Origin of the sequence: Streptomyces sp. NPDC050988 (assembly GCF_044456225.1) — a bacterium.
Taxonomy (GTDB): domain Bacteria; phylum Actinomycetota; class Actinomycetes; order Streptomycetales; family Streptomycetaceae; genus Streptomyces.
In genome coordinates, this window is the sequence record NZ_JBITFQ010000013.1 from 56,314 (window position 1) to 75,574 (window position 19,261).

The 19,261-nt window shown below is 71.5% G+C and carries 14 protein-coding genes; 7 read left to right on the plus strand and 7 right to left on the minus strand.

What is annotated here, in order from left to right; genetic code table 11:
• The first annotated feature begins 70 nt into the window (after positions 1–70).
• The gene (locus ACIBEI_RS26585) at positions 71–772 is read left to right on the plus strand and encodes a hypothetical protein (RefSeq protein WP_398892751.1); all 702 of its coding nucleotides are present in this window, start codon (positions 71–73) and stop codon (positions 770–772) included.
• A gap of 22 nt (positions 773–794) precedes the next feature.
• Here ACIBEI_RS26585 and pdxH read toward each other — a convergent pair whose 3' ends face one another.
• Positions 795–1,460 (minus strand): pyridoxamine 5'-phosphate oxidase, encoded by a 666-nt coding sequence (pdxH, locus tag ACIBEI_RS26590; protein ID WP_398892752.1) that lies wholly within the window; start codon positions 1,458–1,460, stop codon positions 795–797.
• 316 nt (positions 1,461–1,776) lie between these two features.
• Between pdxH and ACIBEI_RS26595 the strand changes: the two genes are divergently transcribed.
• Positions 1,777–2,877, plus strand: a complete 1,101-nt coding sequence (locus ACIBEI_RS26595; protein WP_189836902.1) for a citrate synthase 2 — start codon at positions 1,777–1,779, stop codon at positions 2,875–2,877.
• Between the two features lie 145 nt (positions 2,878–3,022).
• Here the strand turns inward: ACIBEI_RS26595 and ACIBEI_RS26600 are convergent, their stop codons facing one another.
• Positions 3,023–4,090 carry an isopenicillin N synthase family dioxygenase gene (locus ACIBEI_RS26600; protein WP_398892753.1) on the minus strand — a complete coding sequence of 356 codons (1,068 nt, stop codon included), beginning with the start codon at positions 4,088–4,090 and terminating at the stop codon, positions 3,023–3,025.
• Positions 4,091–4,535: 445 nt separating this feature from the next.
• The gene (iscB, locus tag ACIBEI_RS26605; protein WP_398892754.1) at positions 4,536–5,996 is read right to left on the minus strand and encodes an RNA-guided endonuclease IscB; all 1,461 of its coding nucleotides are present in this window, start codon (positions 5,994–5,996) and stop codon (positions 4,536–4,538) included.
• Positions 5,997–6,726: 730 nt separating this feature from the next.
• Between iscB and ACIBEI_RS26610 the strand changes: the two genes are divergently transcribed.
• Positions 6,727–8,133, plus strand: a complete 1,407-nt coding sequence (locus tag ACIBEI_RS26610) for a PAS domain-containing protein (protein WP_398892755.1) — start codon at positions 6,727–6,729, stop codon at positions 8,131–8,133.
• Between the two features lie 250 nt (positions 8,134–8,383).
• On the opposite strand, the gene ACIBEI_RS26615 is transcribed toward ACIBEI_RS26610, so the two are convergent.
• On the minus strand, positions 8,384–9,139 hold the full coding sequence (locus ACIBEI_RS26615) for an SIS domain-containing protein (protein WP_398892756.1): 756 nt from the start codon (positions 9,137–9,139) through the stop codon (positions 8,384–8,386).
• Positions 9,140–9,422: 283 nt separating this feature from the next.
• Here ACIBEI_RS26615 and ACIBEI_RS26620 point away from each other — a divergent pair, with 283 nt between their 5' ends.
• Positions 9,423–10,115 carry a metal-dependent transcriptional regulator gene (locus tag ACIBEI_RS26620; RefSeq protein ID WP_269649472.1) on the plus strand — a complete coding sequence of 231 codons (693 nt, stop codon included), beginning with the start codon at positions 9,423–9,425 and terminating at the stop codon, positions 10,113–10,115.
• A gap of 642 nt (positions 10,116–10,757) precedes the next feature.
• On the plus strand, positions 10,758–11,651 hold the full coding sequence (locus ACIBEI_RS26625) for an alpha/beta fold hydrolase (protein WP_398892757.1): 894 nt from the start codon (positions 10,758–10,760) through the stop codon (positions 11,649–11,651).
• A gap of 146 nt (positions 11,652–11,797) precedes the next feature.
• Here ACIBEI_RS26625 and ACIBEI_RS26630 read toward each other — a convergent pair whose 3' ends face one another.
• From ACIBEI_RS26630 to ACIBEI_RS26640, 3 genes are all read right to left on the minus strand, one after another.
• Positions 11,798–13,426, minus strand: a complete 1,629-nt coding sequence (locus ACIBEI_RS26630; protein ID WP_398892758.1) for a transporter — start codon at positions 13,424–13,426, stop codon at positions 11,798–11,800.
• Positions 13,423–14,217, minus strand: a complete 795-nt coding sequence (locus tag ACIBEI_RS26635) for an ABC transporter ATP-binding protein (protein WP_398892759.1) — start codon at positions 14,215–14,217, stop codon at positions 13,423–13,425. The genes ACIBEI_RS26630 and ACIBEI_RS26635 overlap by 4 nt, the downstream gene beginning before the upstream one ends.
• Before the next feature lie 109 nt (positions 14,218–14,326).
• Positions 14,327–14,986, minus strand: a complete 660-nt coding sequence (locus ACIBEI_RS26640; RefSeq protein WP_269649468.1) for a bifunctional DNA primase/polymerase — start codon at positions 14,984–14,986, stop codon at positions 14,327–14,329.
• Between the two features lie 382 nt (positions 14,987–15,368).
• Here ACIBEI_RS26640 and ACIBEI_RS26645 point away from each other — a divergent pair, with 382 nt between their 5' ends.
• A complete protein-coding gene (locus tag ACIBEI_RS26645) occupies positions 15,369–16,754 on the plus strand; it encodes a transcriptional regulator (protein ID WP_307522550.1) in 1,386 nt (461 codons plus the stop codon).
• A 214-nt stretch (positions 16,755–16,968) separates the two neighbouring features.
• Positions 16,969–19,218, plus strand: coding sequence for a hypothetical protein (locus ACIBEI_RS26650; RefSeq protein WP_398892760.1), 2,250 nt, complete (start codon positions 16,969–16,971; stop codon positions 19,216–19,218).
• Positions 19,219–19,261 lie beyond the last annotated feature (43 nt).

The window sequence follows — 19,261 nt, forward strand, 5'->3', positions numbered from 1 at the left end:
GGGGCGTTGTCAGTGGTGGCGCGTAGCGTTTGAGGCCGGTGGACGGATCGGTGACGGCGGGGGCAGAGGCATGGGGGACCACTTCCAGACGGTCGTGGACGTCGACGCGACGGCGGACGAGGCGCAGGCGCTCGCGGCCCGGGCCGTGGAGTGGCTGGTCGCGGAGGGGATCGTGCTCGGCGAGCGCACGGACTGCGTCCTGGGACAGCCACTCGGACACCCGCCGGGGCCGAACTGGCAGCGCGCGGTGGAAGAGTCCCCCGACTGGGATCCGTGGGACGGACTCGCCGTGTACACCGAGCGGACCGTCTTCGACAGCGGCCAGGGCGGCCCGGAGTCCGTCACCTGCCCTCGCTGCGAGGCGACGACCCCGCTGAGCGGCGAGACGTTCGACGAGGACTCCGAGAGCTACGAAGACTCCGAGAGCTACGAGGACTACGAGGACTACGAGGCTTCTGGGGAAGCCGAGGTCTCTGGGGAAGGCCAGGCGGGCGAGGCGGATCCGGACCCGGGCGGGCCGGAGAACGGTGCCTGGCCCCGATTCGCCGCCGCGATGGGGACCTGGCACGAGACCGGCGCGGCGACCGTCGACTGCCCCGCGTGCGCCCGTCCCGTCCCCCTCACGGACTGGATCTGGGAGGACGACTACTACGCGTTCGGCCACCTCGGCCTGGAGTTCTGGAACTGGCCGGAACTCAGGCCGGACTTCCTCCAGGAGATATCCCGCCTGCTCGGCGGCCACCGCACGGGCTTCGTCTGGGGCAAGCTCTGACCCCGACGACGGTCCCGTGGCCTCACGGACTCAGCCGCTCCACCCGCCAAGACCCGTCCTCCCGGGCCACATAGCGCAGGCGGTCGTGGAGGCGGTTCTCGCGGCCCTGCCAGAACTCGATCGACTGGGGGGCCACGCGGAAGCCGCCCCAGTTCGGGGGGACCGGGACCTGTTCGCCCTCGGGGTAGCGGGCGGCCAGTTCGGCGTACGCGGTGTCCAGGTCCGCGCGGGAGGAGATCACCGCGGACTGGGTGCTCGTCCAGGCACCGAGCTGGGAGCCGTGCGGCCGGGTGCGGAAGTACGCGGCCGTCTCGTCGCGGCCCGTGCGCCGGGCCGTACCGCTGACGATGACCTGCCGGGCCATCGTGTGCCAGGGGAAGAGCAGGGAGACGTACGGATTGGCGGCGAGATCGCGTGCCTTGCGGGACTCGTAGTTGGTGAAGAAGACGAAACCCTGTTCGTCGTACTGCTTCAGCAGGACCGTGCGGGAGCTGGGCCGCCCCTCGGCGTCCGCGGTGGAGACGACCATGGCGTTCGGCTCGTACAGCAGCCCGTCCGTCGCGGCCAGGCTGAACCACCGCCCGAACTGCTCCATGGGGTGCTCGGCCAGCTCGGTCTCGTCGAGTCCCTCGGCCCGGTAGTGCTTGCGCATCAACGCCGGGTCGAGGACGGGTTCACGGTCGGTCACGCCGTCATCCTGCCGTATTCCGAAAGGCGGCAGACGAGCACCCGACAGGCGTGGTCTTCATCACGCCATGGCACTCAGTGCCGCGTGCTCTCCCCAAAGGTGGCACCAAGGGATATCGTCCTGCTTCCGAGACGGTTGGGTGACCGCCATCCGGACGGGGCATCACCGGGATGACGTACGGACCGCGAGTCCACGAGGCGACCGCGGAACCGGACGGCCACACCCGTCACAGACATATGGTCACGAGCACCCTCGCACACCCCGCAAACGCACACCCCGCAAACCATCTGTCGCCCACATCATGAGGAGCCGCCTGATGTCCGACTTCGTACCCGGGCTCGAAGGAGTCGTCGCTTTCGAGACGGAGATCGCCGAACCGGACAAGGAGGGCGGCGCCCTGCGGTACCGGGGCGTCGACATCGAGGATCTGGTCGGCCACGTCTCCTTCGGCAACGTCTGGGGACTGCTCGTCGACGGAGCCTTCAACCCCGGCCTGCCGCCCGCCGAGCCGTTCCCGATCCCCGTCCACTCCGGTGACATCCGCGTCGACGTCCAGTCCGCGCTCGCCATGCTGGCGCCCGTGTGGGGCCTGCGCCCCCTCCTCGACATCGACGAGCAGCAGGCCCGCGCGGACCTCGCCCGCGCCGCCGTCATGGCCCTCTCGTACGTCGCCCAGTCCGCCCGCGGCCAGGGCCTGGCCATGGTCCCGCAGCGCGAGATCGACAAGGCCCAGTCCGTCGTCGAACGCTTCATGATCCGCTGGCGCGGCGAGCCCGACCCCAAGCACGTCGCGGCCGTCGACGCCTATTGGACGTCCGCCGCCGAACACGGCATGAACGCCTCCACCTTCACGGCCCGCGTCATCGCCTCCACCGGCGCCGACGTGGCGGCGGCCCTCTCGGGAGCCGTCGGCGCCATGTCCGGCCCGCTGCACGGCGGCGCCCCCTCCCGCGTCCTCGGCATGATCGAGGAGATCGAGCGCACCGGCGACGCCGACGCCTACGTGCGGCAGGCCCTCGACAAGGGCGAGCGGCTGATGGGCTTCGGCCACCGCGTGTACCGCGCCGAGGACCCCCGCGCACGCGTCCTGCGCCGCACCGCCCGTGAACTCGGCGCGCCCCGCTTCGAGGTCGCCGAGGCCCTGGAGAAGGCGGCCCTGGCGGAACTCCACGCCCGCCGCCCGGACCGTGTCCTCGCCACGAACGTCGAGTTCTGGGCCGCCATCGTCCTCGACTTCGCCGAGGTCCCGGCCCACATGTTCACCTCGATGTTCACCTGCGCCCGCACCGCCGGCTGGTCCGCGCACATCCTGGAACAGAAGCGCACGGGCCGGCTCGTACGGCCCTCCGCCCGCTATGTCGGACCGGGCACCCGCAACCCGCGAGAGATCGAGGGCTACGAGGACATCGCCCACTGATTTCTCGTGTGTTGAGGGCACACGTGCGCACAGTCCATGTGTGCACGGCCCAGGTGTGCACGGCCCAGGTGTGCACGGCCCATGTGGCGGCGCCCCACGGGGTGCCGCCACATGGGCCACATCCGCTACACCCGTCTCACGCAGGTCACGCGGGGACCAGCAGCTCCGCGTGATGACGGGCCGCGACCAGCGGATGCGCCCGCAGCTTGCCCTTCAGCTCGTTCCGTCCGTACTCCGCGAACAGCGGGTTCGCCGGGTCGCTCGTCACTCCGGGCGCCGCGGACGCGTACGGGAAGGGCAGCGGCTCGATCCGGGCGTCGAGCCGGGGGTTGTAGAAGAACGGCACGGAGAACCGCTCGGTGGCACCGGCCGGACTCACCACCCGGTGGTTGGTGGCGACGAGATACCCGTCGGTGGCCACCTCCAGCAGCTCACCCAGATTCACCACGAACGCCCCCGGGATCGGCGGCACGTCATGGAACAGCCTGTCCTCCCGCTGCACCTGCAACCCGCCCACCCGGTCCTGCAACAACAGCGTCAGGAACCCGTAGTCCTTGTGCGCCCCAACGCCCTGCTCCGCGCCGTCCCCCGCACTGCCCGGATACCGGACCAGCTTCAGATGGGGATGGGCACGCTCGCCGAACACGGGCTCGTAGAAACCGGCGGGCGCACCGATGGCGGCGAGCAGCTCGCGCAGGAGCCGCGCCGCGACGGAGCTGAGCCGGTCGATCCACGCCAGGGCGGCGGTACGCAGCTCCGGCAGCGCGGCGGGCCACTGGTTGGGCCCCTCCAGCCACCAGTACGCGGGCTCACCGGGACCGGGTGTCCGCGCGGGCCGTTCCGCCCCTATGTCGAGCTGGTCGCGCCAGTCGCGGCTGCCGCGGCTGCCGCCGGTGCGCTCGTCACCGGTCCGCGTATAGCCGCGGAAATGCGGCGAGTTGACGTTGTCGATCGCGAGCCGGTCCGCCTCCGGAAGCGCGAAGAACCGACGCATCGCGTCGAGCAGAGCGGCCGTCTCGCCTTCCCCCACCCCGTGCCCCACGAGCTGGAAGAACCCCACGTCGTGCGCGGCACTGTGCAACTGCGCGTGCAGCAGCGCACGCGCCTGCGGCCCGCGATCGGCCGCGGAGAGATCGATGATCGGAAGCTGCTGATACGCCTGATTGAACGGGCTCGTCTGATTCAACGGGTTCGTCATGGTGTGCGTCCGCATGGGTTACGGGCCCGGGCCGGCCGCCGAGGGTGGGGCGAGGGGCCACAGGTGCCAAGTGAAAGAGCTGAAGGGGGCCGAGGTCAGGCGGAAAGCCGACAGCCCATGCTCGTGACGCGCACGAAGTCCACGTGACGGCGTCGAACGAGCATCGGAAGCATGGCGCAAGAGTACTCCGGCTCGCCCAATACGCCAGTGCCCCACCTCACACACCTGCGAAACGCAGACGACCCGCGAACTCTGGTCCCCTCCGAGGAGGGAGCCAGCCGGACTTACCGGCGAGCTCGCGGGTCGGGTGACTGCTTGAGATTGGGCCGGCTGCACGCTCGTCTCACGCGCTGGTCCGGCACCGCACTGAATGTGGTGACGGGCCGCTAGCCCGCAGCCACCTCTCCTGTCCGGTTTTCATACATCTGCCGAACCACCTCCTTTCCGGAATGGCCACACTCTAGGAACTGGTCGCACGTCGCTCAACCGGTTTTCGCGATGGGGACGGCAGGGGCTCTTGCCTGGTGGCGTACCCGTATCCATCGCCCCGCTGCACGAGCCGGAGGTTCCGGTGGCGGACGTTGAAGCGGCCTGCAGGTGTGGTGAGGCTGTGCTGCCCCATGGCCCGCACTGAGATACGTCCTGTCCATGTGCCTGCCCACTTGCCGGTCGGCACGACGGCTCGTACGAGATCCCCGGTGACGTATCCGAAGTGCTGCTTTGTCCGGGCGCGCCGGAGACGAGGGAACCCGAACCGGTCCGGAGTGGTGCGGGAGTACGAGCCGCGTCCAGTGGCCTTGACGATGAGGACCTGCACCGGAAGCCGGACGATCGCGTCGCCGCTTTCGTGATTCAGACGCCCGACGGACAGAGCGTCCAAGGTGTGGGTCTTGCCCAGCCTCATGGCTGTGCGGTTCCACTTGGTGCGGCCGCCCGACCACGCGTGAACCGGTCTCCCGAGGGTTTCCAAGGCCTCTGTGAGTCGCCATCGGGTGGCGTTCATGGCGGCGGCGTCATGGAGCGGTGTCCTGACCTGGCGGAGGATCTTCGCGAGGCGGTCGGGTCGGTGGGCCAGAAAGATTTCGACGGGCGTGTTGCCTTTGGACTGGTTGCAGGGAACGCAGGCGAGGACAAGGTTCGCGACGCGGTCCGAGCCTCCACGACTCCGGGGCCGGAGATGGTCGATGTTCAGAGGTACGCCGGTGGCGTCGCAGTAGGCACAGGCGCGGTTCCACTTGGTGAGGAGGTAGGAGCGGATCTCGGTTCCGGCGAGCGGGCCCTGTTGCCGCTCGGCTCCGGTGCGGGGTCTGTCTGCGCTCATGGCGTGGGTGTCGAAGGCGACGCGTTCTATGTGGATCTCGGTGACGGGTGCGTATCGGCACATGCGCCTGGCCAGGGAGACGGTGGTGTCGACGCGGTGGCGCAGTGAGGGAGGCAGCCATCCTCCGGGGCGGGTGCGGTTGTCCGAGCGGGGTGCTCGGTAGCGGCAGTTGGCGGACCGTCGTCTGTGCCGGTACCCGGCGCGCTGTTGCATGCACATGCGGATCTGATCGCCCCGGTGCTGGAGTTCGATTGAGATCAGCCCGCGCCGGACGGTGACAGTAGCCCCTTGCTCGTCGGCTTCCTTCTTCTCGTCGGTGAGGGCGAGGCCCGTGCCCTTGGAGCCGGGGTCGATGCGTAACTGCACGCCGTCGACCTCTGACTCGGTGAGGGTGCGGTCCTTCAACCGGATGGTGAAGGGAACCTGCCTGGCGACCACGGCCCGCTCTTTGTCGAGGAGTTCGCGTGCGCGGGCGGGGTGGCAGGGCATGAGGGGGCGGCCGTCCTTGGAGAGGACGAAGACCCGGCTCGCGCCGATGCCACCGGCGTACGTGTGGCCGTGTGCGGGAGCGTCACCGCTCCTGTTCTCTGCCGTCTCCATCGCCGAGGCGTTGGTTTCGGCGTGACGCCGACGGGTTCTGGTGCCGCGCCCGTCGGTCTCCCCTCGCCCATGTTTCCTGCCGGTGCCCCGCGCGGTGGCGGGGTGTCCGTGAGCCGTTTCGTCCCTGCTCCCAGGGGTGTCTGCTCCCACGGATTCCAGAGCAGGCTGCTGAGGAAGCACAGCCTGGTGGGTCTGCTCGCCTGCGGGAAACGTAGTCATCGAGGGCACCTCCCTGATCTTCCGATCGTGATGACTGGGGCTGGTCACTCGACCTGTCCATGAGAGGCACAGGCTGCGGCCTGCGGCCGAGGAGCGAGTGACCTCCTTTCGACGTGTGCAGACGATGCTAGCGATCAAGGGCCCCGAGGAAGCCGTTCTCCTCTGAAAACGCCCATCCGTGCGAATCAATCCCATTCCTCGAACGCTCACCCGATCTTGCTGGTACGCACGCCGATCAGGCGGCGCCTGCTGTGACCTGGGACCCCGCCGATCCGCACGTTCCCGTCGGCGACCCCGGTGCCAGGTGTGGCTGCGTCCATGTCGGGCCTCCGAGCCTCGGCGGCCTGGCCCCCACACAACGATTTCCTCAATCTTGTGGGAACCAGATGTGGGCTGCGTCACGTTCGAGTTGAATGATTCCTAGTGAGTGATTCGTAGTGAGTGAAGTGAGTGATCAGACGCGCGGGCACACCGCGCAGGACACGCCGACACGGCCTGCAGGGGGTGCCAGGTGAGTGCTTCGCGGCGTAGTGGGACCACGGACGAGCTCGGGCCGCAGGAGCCCGAGCGGGACGGGGCCGATCTGCTCGCCGCTCTGCTCGACGGGATGGACGCGGCGCTGTGCGCGTTCGACGCCGACGGAGTGGTGACGCACTGGAACCGGGAGGCGGAGCGGATCCTCGGCTGGACCGCGGCCGAGGCGGTCGGGCGGCAGGGGTTCGCCGGCTGGGCCGTACGGCCTGCGGACGCCGAGGAGGTCGAGGGCCGGCTGCTCTCCGCGATGCAGGCGCCCGGACGGCAGGTCCACGAGTTCGCATTGCTCACCAAGGACGGCGGCCGGGTGCTCGTACGGACCCAGTCCGCCGCCGTGCCCGGTCCCGACGGGAAACCGGCCGGGGTGTACTGCGCCTTCAGTGAGGTGCACGCGCAGATCGATCTGGAGCGGTCGATCGCGCTGAGCGAGGCACTGTTCGACGACGCCTCCTGGGGCGTCGTGCTCGTCGACGCCGATCTGCGGCCCGCCGTCGTCAACGCGCACGCGGCGCGCGCGTTCGGTGCGGGGCGTACGGCCGTACTGGGGCGCCCCCTGGGTGAGCTGCTCGCGCAGGGCGTGGAGGAGCTGGAGAGCGCGCTCACGCACGTCCTCGCGGAGGGGGCCCCGCCCGCGCCCGCCGAGATGTGGGTGACCGTGCGGACCGACGAGGGCGAACAGCGGCGGTGCTGGCGCAGCGGCTTCCTGCGGCTCGCCTCGCCGCTCGCGGAAGAACCGGTTCCGCTCGGGGTGGGCTGGCTCTTCCAGGACGTGACCGAGGCCAAGCAGACCGAGCAGGAGGCGGCGCTCCTTCGCTTCAGGACCAACCAGCTGCACCGGGCCGCCCGCGCCGCCGCCGAGTGCGAGGACCCGGCCGAGGCAGCGAGCGTCCACCTCGACTTCGCGCTGGCCGGCTTCGCCGATCACGCGCTGATCGACCGGGTGGCCGGTGGCTCCGTGCCCGACGGCGAGGGCCCGGTCCGGCTCGTACGGGCCGCCGCCACGCCCTCCGGGGCGCCGGGGCCGAGCCTTCCCGCGGGGCGGGCGGGGCTGCCCGTGCGGTATGCCGACGGACATCCGGCGCTCCAGTGTGTGGAGCGGATCGGGTCCGTACGGGCCAGTGCGGGGGCGGCGCGGGCGGGGGCCGGGGCGAATGAGCCCGAGCGGGCGCGTGAGTGGGCCGTTGCCCGGCAGTGGCCCCCGGACTCCGTCCACGCCCTGTGCGCGGTGCTGCGCAGTCGGGGGCGGACGTTGGGTGTCGTCACGTTTCTGCGTGGGTCCAGTCGTACGCAGTTCGAGCGGCTCGATGCCACGTACGCGGAGGATGTCGCCGTTCGGATCGCGGCGGCGCTGGATCTTGGGGAGGCGTTGGGGGGGAGGGGGTGAGGTGGGGATTGGGGGCCCGCCTCAGGAGTTTTTTCGCCCCCGCCGCCCCTACCCATTCCCGTCCCTACTCAGGGGCTCCGCCCCCGAACCCCCGCATCGCGCTGCCGCGCTCGTCCTCAAACGCCGGACGGGCTGGAAGGGAGTGGCCGGGCGGGCTGGAAAGGCGGCGCAGCCGTCCTTTAGGGGCGCGGGGAACTGCGCGATCAGCCACTGACGGCCCGCAGATTCAGAACCGCCACCCTCCGGAGGATCAACGGCGGTAGAAGATCCGGTCCCCGTACTCCTCGAACACCCGGCCGTTCCACTCGTGGCCGCCGTCGACGTTGCCGGAACGCAGGAGCGGGGGCTCGATGCCGCGGTCCGCGAGGGTGCCCGCCGCGGTGGCCATGACCGCCTGGAGGAGGGCGGAGGTCACGACCGTGGAGGCGGGCGCGAAGGGCGCCGGGACGCTGTCGAGCGTGAGCTCCGCGTCGCCGATCGCGATCTTCGAGTCGAGGACGACGTCGCAGTGGTCCTTCAGATACGTACCCGAGGTGTGCCGGGACTTCGTCTCGGAGGCGTACGCGACCGACGTGACCCCGATGACCTTGAGGCCGAGCTCGCGGGCATGCATCGCCATCTCCACGGGCAGGGCGTTGCGCCCGGAGAGGGAGACGATCACGAGTACGTCGCCGGAGCGGGCCGGGCTGGTGTCGAGGACGGCGCTCGCCAGGCCGTCGACCCGCTCCAGCGCGGAGCCCAGCGTCGCCGGCACGACGTCCACCCCGACGGCACCTGGCACGGCGAGCAGGTTCATCAGCGCGAGGCCGCCCGCCCGGTACACCAGGTCCTGCGCGGCAAGCGACGAGTGCCCGGCGCCGAACGCGAAGAGCCGCCCGCCGTCGGCGACCGTGTCGGCGATCAGCGTCCCGGCGGCCTCGACGGCCCCGGCCTCCTCGTCCCGCACCCGCTGCAGCAGGCCGATCGCGGCGTCGAAGAACTGCCCGGCCAGCTTGCTGTCGCCCATGCGCGAAGCCCTCTCTCCCCGTCCACACCCGGTCGTGTCGCGGATCACGTTGCGGTCTGGACCAGTGCTGTGTCAATACGGTCGGCAGGGGCGACACTGGGTGCTGAGGGCCCCCGTTCCCGCCCGGCCGAGCTCATGTCCGGCCGTTCGCGCCGGCACTCGTCACCACGCGGTTTCACCTGCGCGGCACGGTTGTCAGTGGAATGCGTCAGAATTGGTGCCAGGGCCAGCGCACACGCCGGTGAGCCACTCAGCCTCCGGCAGAGCTAATCGAGGGGCACGTATGTCCGGACTGATCGACACCACGGAGATGTATCTCCGCACCATCCTCGAGCTGGAGGAGGAAGGTGTGGTCCCCATGCGCGCCCGTATCGCCGAGCGGCTCGACCAGAGCGGGCCGACGGTCAGCCAGACCGTGGCGCGCATGGAGCGCGACGGACTGGTGTCCGTCGCCAGCGACCGGCATCTGGAGCTCACGGACGAGGGCCGCCGCCTCGCGACGCGCGTGATGCGCAAGCACCGTCTCGCCGAGTGCCTGCTCGTCGACGTGATCGGTCTGGAGTGGGAGCAGGTGCACGCCGAGGCCTGCCGCTGGGAGCACGTGATGAGCGAGGCGGTCGAGCGCCGCGTGCTCGAACTGCTGCGTCACCCCACCGAGTCGCCGTACGGCAACCCGATCCCGGGCCTGGAGGAGCTGGGCGAGAAGGACGGGGCCGACCCGTTCCTGGACGCGGGCATGGTGTCGCTGGCCGATCTCGACCCCGGGCTCGACGGCAAGACGGTCGTCGTCCGGCGCATCGGTGAGCCGATCCAGACGGACGCGCAGCTGATGTACACGCTGCGGAGGGCGGGCGTGCAGCCCGGGTCCGTCGTCAGCGTGACGGAGTCCGCGGGTGGGGTGCTGGTGGGCAGTGGCGGTGAGGCGGCGGAGCTGGAGTCGGACGTCGCGTCGCACGTGTTCGTCGCGAAGCGGTAGCGCTCCGCTTGGCTGCGGGTTCTTCGGCTGCGGGTTGGTGGGGGCTTGTCGCGCAGTTCCCCGCGCCCCTTGAGGGGGCGCCCTCAGCCGTCAACTTCCGTAACACACAACCCAGTTGTCCCACCTCGTTGTTCGCTCAGAAATGAAGATTCAGTGCGCGGAATCGCAGCGGTCGGGCAGTTTGCGTGCGAGGCTGTCGCGAGAGGCATATGACCTGAGGGCTCTTGACCGTGGCGGCAGCGGCGCCGGTGCGCGGTCGGGGAGGGGGCGGGAGGATGTGCCGCGGACATGAGGAGGGCCCCGGCGCCCTGAGGCGCCGGGGCCTGTCCTCCCCTGTGCTGACCCGGAGCCCCGAGCTCCCAGGGTCATTCCCCACGGACCGTTTTCCCCGAGCGGCCCGCCTCCCGTTGAAGATCTCCCCTCGGCGGCGGCGGTCAATCCTTGAGCGAGGTCACTCGAAGGAGGGGTGTTGCCGCCAAGACCCCCATCTTCGAATGCGCATTCGATAGCGTATGAGTGACGGAACCACTACGGATTACGCAGGAAGAACCAGCAGGAGCACCGGTACGACCAGCGGTACGAGTGGACCGGCCGGTTCGTGCGGGACGACCCGGCCGAGCGGATCAAGGGGGGTGCCAACGTATGGTGCGGCGCATCGACGTGAGCGGTGCGGGTGGCGTACGCCTCGCCGCCTGGGAGTTCGCCGACTCTCCCAAGATCGACCCTCCCAGGACCGATCCCCTCAGGGCCGCGTCCGGGGAGATCGAGCGTGCGCCCGGCGTGCTGTTACTGCACGGCCTCATGGGCCGTGCATCCCACTGGGCGCCCACCGCCCGCTGGCTCTCCGAGCGGCATCGCGCCGTCGCGCTCGACCAGCGGGGTCACGGCCAGAGCGACAAGCCGCCCGAGGCCTCCTACACCCGCGGTGCGTACGTCGAGGACGCCGAGGCCGCCCTCGAACAGCTGGACCTCGGCCCGGCCGTCCTCATCGGGCACGCCATGGGCGCCCTGACCGCCTGGCAGCTCGCCGCCAAGCGCCCCGATCTCGTGCGCGGCCTGGTCATCTGCGACATGCGGGCCTCGGCTCTGGGAGCCGCCTCGCAGCGCGAGTGGGAGGACTGGTTCAAGGCCTGGCCGGTCCCGTTCGCCACACTCGCCGATGTACGGAAGTGGTTCGGCGAGGACGACCCCTGGGTGGAGCGCCCGAACCCCTCGCGCGGTGAGTTCTACGCCGAGGTGATGGCCGAGTCGCCGGACGGCTGGCGGCCCGTCTTCGAGCCCGAGCAGATGCTCAAGTCCCGCGAAACCTGGGTGTACGACGCGCACTGGGAGGAGCTGACGCAGGTCCAGTGCCCCGCCCTCGTCGTCCGTGGCCTCGACGGTGAGCTGGGCCGGGCCGAGTCCCAGGAGATGGTCCGTGTCCTGCCGAACGGGCAGTACGCGGAGGTGGCCGATGCGGGGCATCTTGTCCACTATGACCAGCCGGAGGCTTGGCGGGCGGCCGTCGAGCCCTTCCTGGACGAGGCGCTTCGTTAGGCGCCTCGACAGAATGGCGCCGTTGCATCGCGGGTTGTCCTTCGCCTGCGGCCCGGTGGGGGCTGGTCGCGCAGTTCCCCGCGCCCCTAAAAGACTGCGCAGTTCCCCGCGCCCCTAAAAACGGGGCGCGGGCCCACGTCGGTCTGTCAGCCCTTGCTCACCGCCGCCAGGATCTCCGGCAGTTGCCGTGCCGTTCGTGGGGCGGAGAGGTGGAGGCCCACCAGGGCGATCGCCGCTCCGTAGGCCGTTCCGATCGGGAGGAGCAGCCACGTCCAGCTGTCGCCGTCCGACGAGACGTTCAGCCAGATGGTGAGGGTGATGACGGGGGCGCAGAGCAGGGCGGCCGCGATCATGCCGCCGAAGATCGAGAATCCGGCGAGGCTCGCCTGGCCGGGAGCGACGCTCTTGTAGCTCTCCTGCGGGATCGAGTACGGGAAGCGGGCGGAGGACCAGGCCCCGGTCGCCAGCATCGCGCCGAGCAGCGCGAAGGACAGGCCGAACACCTCGGGCAGCGAGCGCCAGTCGCCTAGCAGCGCCGTCGTCAGGACGCACACGAGGGCCGCGTACGGAAGGGTGATCACCAGGAGCGCCAACGCCCGTGCCCGCAGCTCGACATACGCGTCCCGGGTCGACGAGATCGTCATCGCGACCGTCCAGAACGCGGACGTGTCCTGCCCGAACTGGTTGTACATCTGGATGCCGAGCATGCCCGCCGCGAAGCACGCGAAGTAGATCGAGCCGGTGCCCTGCAGCGCGTTGAACACCGGCACGATCAGGCCGATGGCGAGCGAGGTCACCCACGCGGCCTTGGTCTTCGGATCCCGCCACACGTACCGCAGGCTGCGCTCCATGACCGTGCCCGTGCGTCCCGCGGGCAGCAGCCGGCCGAGCCCGGAGGAGCGGCCCGCCTTGTCCCGGGAGGGCTCGGCGGCCTGCAGCGTCGAGCCGTCCGGCGAGGTCATCAGCCGGGTCAGACTCCGCTGCCAGAGGGCCAGCAGCACCGCCAGCGCCACCCCGCTCAGAGCGAGCTGGGCGAGACCGACGGCGTACGAGCCCTCGCTGACGGAGTCCACCGCGCCGAGCGCCGACGCGGGCGGCACCCAGCGGATCACGTCTGCCGCCGGGTCCAGCGTGGACATGCCCGACGAATTGAGCTTCTGCGCCCCGAAGTTGACGACCTGCGCGCCGACCGCGATCACCAGACCGCTCAGCACGGCCAGGTCGCGGCCCTTGCGGCTGGTCAGCAGCCGGGTGTTGGCGGTCGCGACGGTCCGCGCGAGGGCCACGCACACCAGGAGCGCGAGGACGACCGCGACGACCCCGGTGACGTACGCCGCCGCCCCGTGCGCCATCGCGATCACCGAACCGACGAGCAGGCACAGCGTGAACAGCGGGCCTATGCCGACCAGCGAGGCCACCAGCAACGCGCGTACGAGCGGCTGCGGGCGCAGCGGCAGCATCACCAGGCGGGTCGGATCGAGGGTCTCGTCGCCGCCGGAGAAGAAGAGCGGCATCACGGCCCAGCCGAGCGCCAGCACGGCGGTGAGCAGCACCGTCACGGTCATCGCGTAGGTGTTGCCGCGCAGCGCGATCAGCCCGATGAGCTGGAGCGCGGCGAACAGCAGCACGATGACGAGCGACGCCACGTACACGGCCCGCCGTCCCGCCGACTGCCGCAGCCCGTTGCGCAGCAGCGACAGCTTGAGGCGTACGACGACGGGGGTGACGGAGGCGGTCGAGGTGGTGGAGGCCTTCGTGGCGGTCGCGGCGGTCATCGGGCGCCGCCGCCCAGCCAGTCGAGGTCGGAACCGGTGTCGCGGGCGTTCGCCCCGACGAGTTCGAGGAAGGCATGCTGGAGGGAGGGCGCCTCGCCGCGCACCTCGGTGAGGGGGCCGTGGGCGCGGATGCGGCCGGCGGCCATCACGGCGACCCAGTCGCACAGCGACTCGACGAGCTCCATCACATGGGAGGAGAAGACGACGGTCGCGCCGGAGGCGGTGTAGCGCTCCAGGACCCTGCGGATCGTCTGCGCGGAGACCGGGTCGACGCCCTCGAACGGCTCATCCAGGAACAGCACTTCCGGGTTGTGCAGCAGCGCGGCCGCGAGCCCGATCTTCTTGCGCATGCCGGTCGAGTAGTCGACGACGAGTTTGTGCTGGGCGCCGGCGAGGTCGAGCACGTCGAGCAGCTGGGTGGCCCGCTTGTCGACCTCGGCACCGGGCAGTCCGCGCAGCCGCCCCGTGTACGCGAGGAGTTCCCGCCCGGAGAGCCGCTCGAAGAGCCGCAAACCCTCGGGCAGGACCCCGATCCGGGCCTTGACCTCCACGGGGTCGCGCCACACGTCGTGTCCGACGACCTCCACGGAGCCCTGATCGGGCCGCAGCAGCCCGGTCACCATCGACAGAGTCGTGGTCTTCCCCGCCCCGTTGGGCCCGACCAGCCCGATGAACTGCCCCGCGGGCAACTCCAGATCGATCCCCGCGACGGCAACCTGCTCCCCGAACCGCTTCCACAGCCCCCGCACCCGCACGGCCACCGCGTCATCCACCCGCACTCCGTCCGTCATGCAGGGCACGATACGGGTCGGGTCCGACATGGGGCGCCCCTTCAGGGGCGCGGGGAACTGCGCGACCAGCCCCACCGGACCCGCAGACCCCCACCAGCCGTGCGCAGCACTACCGCCGGGCGTCCCGCCCACAGGCGTAAGCCAAGGGCGAGATCAACTCCTCCGCATCCGGCAGCCACCGATTCGCCGGAGTCGGCCGACAGGCCCACTGCACAGCCCCCCGCGCCCCGAACCGCGTAGGCGGCGCAGCCACATACGTACCTTCGCCCAGCACATTCAGATCAAGAGAAGCAAGCGGCCACCCGAGCTTCCGCACAAGATCGGGCACCTTCACAGCGGCACCCGGCAACACGAAGAACTGCATCCGCCGGTCCGGCGTACACGTCACAGGACCGAGCGTCAGCTCCATCCGCCGCATCCGGGCGAGCGCGAGAAACCCCGAGGTCTCGGGGACGTCGATCGCGTCGAACGTCCGCCCCGTGGGGAGCAGGATCGACGCCGACGGCTGCTTCGCCCAGAGCCGACGCGCGACGGTCGCACTGCCCGTGGCCTGCGTCGCCCAGTCCTCACGCGCCGGATGCGCGCCGGGCACGGCGCACGAGGGCTCGCCGCACGAGCAGCGCTGTACCCCGTCGGCGGCTTCCAGCCAAGTGCCTGGGAACACGTCCCAATGGCGCTCCTCGGCATAGCGCACGGCGATGTCCTGCAGCGACTCGCCTCGCTGCTTCGGGATCTGGGCGGTCTCGGTGCCTGCGATCGTCTCTTCCACGCTGAACTCAACTCCCGCACCCACCAGGGGTTACGCCCACCCGTCTCCCACCACCGCCCTTCTTGGGAAAGCCCTTCGGGCTCGCACCTCTTTTTCCTGCGCGCGCGGGGGAGGAGCACCGATTCCACACGTGGGGCGCATGGATGCATCTGTGGGGGCGCGCATGGGAGGCGGCAGCGGGGGGTGGGTAGCCACCGGAGGGGCGGGCAGCAGCCTTTACCCCGGCAATCCTCACATGTCTCGCATCTTCGGTATGTCCGCGGGGCATTGATCTTCGAGGCCGGATCTTTTCGCTCCCCGGCAGGGGTGCGGGAGGTCCCGGTCACTGAGGACTCGTCAACTCGGTGCGTGGGCAGGCACCGCAGCCACAGGGGGTACGCCAATGGCCGCAAGGCCTCTCGTCGCGCGGCAGCCGAACGAACGACTGCAGGCGCTCATCCAGGAAGCGGGCTGTTCCAACGCCGGGCTGGCCCGCCGGGTCAACATGTGCGGCGCGGAGCACGGTCTCGATCTGCGCTACGACAAGACGTCCGTGGCGCGCTGGCTGCGGGGACAGCAGCCGCGCGGGCGGGCGCCCGCGATCATCGCCGAGGCGCTCGGCCGCAAGCTGGGCCGGACCGTCACGATCGACGAGATCGGCATGGCGAACGGCAAGAACCTCGCCTCCGGCGTGGGGCTGCAGTTCTCGCCGACCGTCCTCGGGGCGATCGAGCAGGTCTGCGAGCTGTGGCGCAGCGACGTGGGGCGGCGGGACTTCCTGTCCGGCTCGTCCGTCGCGGCCTCCGCGCTCGTCGAGCCGAGCCGGGACTGGCTGATCTCCTCGCCGGACGCGCAGGTGTCGCGTGCGGCCGGGCCACGGGTCGGGCAGTCCGACGTGGCGGCGGTGAGCGCGATGACCCAGGCGCTGGTCGACCTGGACCACCAGTACGGCAGCGGGCACGTACGCCCGGTCGTCGTGCACTACCTGAACAGTGTCGTCTCCGGGCTGCTCGCGGGCTCGTACCGGGAAGCGGTCGGGCGTGAACTCTTCGCGGCGGTCGCGCGGTTGACGGAGCTGGCCGGCTACATGGCGGTCGACACCGGACAGCCGGGGCTCGCCCAGCGTTACTACATCCAGGCGCTGCGGCTCGCGCAGGCGGCGGGCGACCGCGGGTACGGCGGGTACGTGCTCGCCGCGTCCATGAGCCACCTGGCGGCGCAGCTCGGCAATCCGCGGGAGATCGCGCAGTTGGCGCGGGCGGCGCAGGAGGGGGCGCGCGGGCGGGTCACACCGCGCGCGGAGTCGATGTTCCACGCCGCGGAGGCGCGGGGGCACGCGTTGATGGGTGACGCGCGCTCGGCACAGGCGGCGTCCGGGCGGGCCGTGGCCGCGCTGGAGCAGGCCGATCCGGATTCCGGCGACGACCCGCGGTGGATCGCGCACTTCGACGAGGCGTATCTGGCCGACGAGTTGGCGCATTGTCACCGGGACCTCGGGCAGTCGGAGGCGGCCGCGCGGTGCGCTCAGGAGTCCCTCGCCGGGCACCCCGAGACGCGCGCGAGGCGCCGCGCCATCGGGTACGTACTGCTGGCCACCGCACAGGTCCAGCAGCGCGAGGTCGAGCAGGCCTGCCACACGGGCCTGCGCGCGGTCGAACTGCTCGGCACGCTGCGCTCCAACCGCGGGGCGGAGTACCTGGACGACTTCCAACAGCGCCTGGAGCCCTACCGGGACGAGCCGGTGGTCCGGGAGTTCGGGGCGCGCATGGATCTGCAGGCGGCGGCCTGATCCGCCGGGCGGGCCCGGGGTCTACGCGGGAGTGAACGCGGGGTGAACGGAGGGCTGTGAGGCGAAAGGAGGCATAAACAGCGTCTTGGGGGGCGGATTCGTTACTGCCGCCCCCGGAGACAGCCGTCACGACCTGTGCTGCGTGGCACCGGGTTGTGGGGACCCGGTAGCGTGAACCGACGATTCCGAAGGTCCCCCATTCGTAGGAGTCCCGGTGACGCACAACGGACAGGGCGACGAGCCCTCGGCGCGGCCCGCGCACGAAGGCATCGTGCTGCCGTCCGACGGCGGCGAACCCCTCCTGCCGGGCCAGACGGGCGATCGCGCCGTTCCGGCGGGCGGTCAGGCCTGGGACCAGCCGTGGGGTCCGGGACCCGCCCCGGGGGCCTCTCCGGAGGCCGGGCAGGGTTGGACGCCGACCAGTGAATGGGGTAATGCGGGCCAGGACCAGGGTGCGGGTGCGCAGGCGCCCGGCTGGGGCACGCAGCACGCGGGTCAGGGCGGGGACGCTCCGGCCTCGGGCGCTCCGGCCCAGGACGCGCCCCCGCAGATCTCGAGCTGGACCGCCGCCCAGGCGCCGGACGCGGGCGCCCAGCCGCCGGGTTGGGGCACGACCCCTTCGGGACAAGAAGGCCAGGGAGGCCCGGGAGCCCCGACTCCGGGCTGGGACGGGTCGGCCCCGGGCGCCGGTGCCGGTGCCGGTGCCGGTGCCGGTGCGCAGGGCGGATACGCCGGGCAGCCGTCGCAGTACGCCGACCCGACGGCCCAGTACGGGGCCCAGGGCACGGCGGGTGGCCCCTGGGGCGGCCCGCAGGCGCCGAACGGCGGAGGCCAGCTTCCGCCGCAGAACGCCGGAGCGGGTTCCACGCCCCAGCAGGGGTCGGGCGCCGGGACACCCCTCCCGCACGAGGGCGCGCCGACGAACGGGTACGGCGCCCCGCAGACTGCGGGTGCGTACGCGCCCGAGAACGCGCGATCACACGCACAAGGACCCGCCGGGGCGCAGGCTCCGGGCGGTTACGGCTATCCGCAGGCTCACGGCGGCCAGGCGGCGCCCCAGGCTCCTGCGGGTGCGGGTGCGGGTGCGGGTGCGGGTGCGGGTGCGGGTGCGGGCCACGCGGCACCGCAGCAGCCGCAGCCCCAGCCGCACGGTGGCTCCGCCGGGGGGCAGGCTCCGGGTGGTTACGGCTATCCGCAGGCTCACGGCGGCCAGACTGCCGCGCCGCTGCCGCCCGTTGGCGCGGGCGCCGGTGCGCTGCCGCCCGTCGCCGCCATGGACGAGGGTGCGACCCAGTTCCTGCCGCCCGTTCCCGCCGCGCCGTCCGTCGACGAGGGCGCCACACAGCTCCTTCCCCCGGTGGGCCCCGGTGCGCTGCCGCCCGAGATGCCCCCCGCGGGGGCGGCCCCCACGGCGATGTCCTCCGAGTCCACGCGGTACCTCGGCCGGGTCCGGCCCGACGGGGCGGACCCGACGTCCGGAGGCAATGGCGCCGGACCCCTGCCTCCCGCCGTCGACCCCGACGCCCAGCCCACGCAGTTCATCGCGCCCGTACCGGCCCAGCCCGGCGCGGAGCAGTACGGGGTGCGCCCGGGCGTACCCGAGGACCGGCAGCAGCCGCCGGCCGAGTTCGACAACCTCTTCCGGGCCGACGCCGGAGGCTCCACGCAGCAGTTGCCCCGAGTCGGCCGGCCGCGCGGGAGACAGGGCGCCGCGGCCGGCTTCGGTACCCCGAACCGTCCCGGTGCGCCCGGCGGCCCGGGCGCACCCGGACCCGGGGGTCCCGCAGGTCGCGGCGCACGCCGAGGCGTGGCGGACGGTGACAACGGCCGCGGCGGCCGCACCCGTTCCCGCGTGCCCGTGATCGCCGCGGTCGGGGTGGGCATCGCCGTACTCGGCATCGGCGCGGGCGCCCTCCTCAGCGGTGGCGGGGGCGACGACGGCGACGAAAACAAGCCGGTGGCGGCGACCGCGCCCGCCACGGACGACTCGGCCTCCGCGTCCGCCGACCCGGCCAAGGAGCAGGCCGTGGCCCTGGACAAGCTCCTGGCGGACAGCGGCGACAGTCGCGACTCGGTGGTCAAGGCCGTCGGCAACGTACGCAAGTGCGCCGACCTCGGCCAGGCGGCCACCGATCTGCGCAACGCGGCCAAGCAGCGCGACGGCCTGGTCACCAGCCTCGCGGACCTCTCGGTCGACAAGCTGCCGAACCACGCGCAGCTCACCGCCGCGCTCAACAGCGCCTGGAAGGCCTCCTCCGCGGCGGACACCCACTACGCGGCCTGGGCCGACCAGACGGCGGGCAAGAAGGGCTGCCGCAAGGGCCAGGCCCGCAACACGGGCCAGACCGCGGCCGGCAACCGGGAGAGCGGCACAGCGACCACGCAGAAGGCCAAGGCCGCGAAGCTGTGGAACTCCATCGCCCAGACCTATGGACTGACGGAGCGCCAGCCCGGTCAGCTGTGACCGGCGACCGGCTCGGCTGACTCCGGCGTTGACGACCGGCTGG